At 72.4% G+C, this 2,495-nt stretch carries 2 protein-coding genes; both read left to right on the forward strand.

From position 1 onward, the window contains the following. Window positions 1-1,796: hypothetical protein (locus VF697_RS22300; RefSeq protein ID WP_331098159.1), on the forward strand; the 1,796-nt coding region annotated here is incomplete at its 5' end. Further along, window positions 1,797-2,495, forward strand: a 699-nt coding sequence (locus VF697_RS22305; protein WP_331098161.1) for a hypothetical protein, incomplete at its 3' end; no start/stop codon positions are given.

Genomic DNA, 2,495 nt, shown 5'->3' on the forward strand with positions numbered 1-2,495 from the left:
CTCCGCCGGTGCAACTCGACGCTCGGGTGGAGCGCATCTCCCCGGGGCCGTACACCGCCGGGGACAAGGTGACGGTGGTGGGAGCGGTTCGCGATGAGCACGGGGCGCTGCGCCGCATCACCGGCGGTACCTTCCGCGTCACCGACGCGAACGGCCAGACCACCGAGCACCGTGGCGCCGTGCAACCCGATGGCACCGTGTCGGCCGGGTTCTCCCTTCCGGCCTCCAGCTCCCTGCACATCGAGTTCGTCCCCGTGGCGCCGCCCCTCGCCCAGAACGAGCAGCTCCGCGCGGCGGCCTCCGAGTCCCAGAACCTGAAGGTGGAGGTGTGCGGCTTCCGGGCGCGCGTGGTGCAGCCCACCGTGCACGAGGCGCTCGTGGCCGGGCAGTCCATCCTGTTGAGCGCGAGGCTGTTCGATGCGGCGGGGCAGGTGCCCGTGACGTCGCCGCCCCCGGGACTCTCGCTGGCGTTCACCGTGCAGGTGGAAGGGGAGAAGCCGGGGACGCTGCCCGCGGATGCCTCGCTCTCGGCCGCGTGGACTCCGCCCGCGTCCCCCAGGCCGCGCGAGGTCCGCATCAGCGCGGGCGGTCGCGCGGGTGAGCGCGTGGTGTGCCCCACGGAGGAGGTCACCGCCACGGTGAGTGACCTCGGGCTCGGCTTCGACACCTCGGAGCTGCCGCGCACCTGCTACGTCGGTCTTCCCTGCAAGGGCACGGTGCGGCTCCTCCGCCCGGCTCCGGGGACGGGTCGCCAGCAGGTGGACGCGCTCCTCGCGGACCCCAAGGTGGAGGCCCGCATGGTGGACACCGGCGAGGTGCGCTACAGCGGCCCGCCCCGAGCGGATGACCGGTACGAGTTCAGCGCCACCTACGCCGAGCCCCAGGCCGCGAGCTGGTCCATCGTGTTCCAGACGCCACGAGGGCCCGTCTCCATGCCCGCGCACGAGGTGCGGGTGCGCCCCCAGCTCAGGCTGGAGCTGCCGGAGACGCTGGACTTTGGCACCGTCGCCGCGGGCACCGCCGTGACGAAGGCCTGCCAGAAGCTCGACTTCAGCCGCTCCCAGGGCGCCGAGGAGCACCGCTGGGAGTTGCGCGCCGAGGGACTCGAGGGCTGTCAGGCGCGTCCGGTGCTCAGCTTCCTCAACGCGCTGGGACAGGCGGATGTGCGCGGCCTGGTGCCCTCGCTCGGCATCGACGCGTTGGATCCAAAGGACCGCCGGCTCGACATCTGCCTGGAGGTGCCTCGCTGCGCCGGGGACGTGTCGCCGGATTCGGCCGTGCTGCGCGTGGTGCCGCTCACCCCCGAGTTCAAGGCCCAGGAGAAGACGGTGCGCCTGCGCTGGAAGGTCGAGGGCCAGGGCTTCCTCGGCTGCCATGGGGCGTGGGTGTGGCCCTCGCTGGCGCTGCTCGGCTTCGGCGTGCTGCTCGCCGGCTTCACCCAGCCCGCGCGCTTCCCGGCCGGCACGTCCATCCGCGTGGCCGGGAGCGAGCGCGGCATGCGACAGGCCGCCGCCATCCTCCTCCAGGACTGCCCCGGCAGTGGCCCCGGCTTCTTCCGGGATGCCCGGTTGGGCCTGCACGGCGATGGCGAGGTGAATGGCCGCATCCGCAACGCGCCCCTCGTGCTTCGCGCCACCCGAGGGACCGGTGTGGTGCTGACGGGCAGTGGCCCCCTGGAGCAGCAGGACCGCCGCACCCTCAAGTGGGAGCCGGTGACGGATCTGACCCAGGGACACGTTCCTTCCTCCTCGGTGCTGTACCGGGCCGGGGGCACGTACTTCAAGGTGGAGCTCTAGATGACGTTCGCGCAGCTCGTCCTGCCCCTGCTCCTCACCGGCGCGGCCGGCGGTGGCAACGAGATCGTCCTCATCCTCGACAACTCGTGCTCCATGGGCGTGGAGGCCCGGGACTCGGCGACGGGGCGCCGGGTGCCCCCCAATGATCCCGAGCGCGCCGCGGTGCTCGGCACGCTCATCGTCGAGGGACTGGCACGAGGCTCGGCCGACCGCTTCAGCGTGCTGGCCTTTGGCGACGGCAAGGACGCCCCGCCGCGCCCGGCCCAGAGCGCGGACGACATCCGCGCGCTGCCCTACTCGAACGGCACCTTCTTCCGCCGCCCGCTGGAGGAGGCGGGAAACCGGCTGCGAGGCTCGGCGCTCCCGAACCGACTGTTCCTCTTCTTCACCGACGGCATCCCCGAGGACCTGGGGGACCCCTCCGAGGGCCCCCGGTCCCTCGGCCTCTCCGAGTCGGCCGAGTTCGAGACGCTGGTCATCGGTCTCTTCGGCAGCGATGAGGTCCGCCAGACGGGCGAGCAGTTCCTCCGGCCGCTGGCGCGCAACCCGCAGGACCTCGTCTTCGTCCAGACGCCGCGTGAGGTGATTGGCGCCTTCACCCGGGGCTATGCCCGCGTCCTCGGCTCACGGCCGGAGACGGGCTCGCTGTCCCCCGGCCAGTCGAAGACCTTCGAGGTGGGCAAGTACGTGGTGGAGGTG

It is taken from the genome of Archangium sp. (assembly GCF_036388035.1).
Classification (GTDB): domain Bacteria; phylum Myxococcota; class Myxococcia; order Myxococcales; family Myxococcaceae; genus Archangium.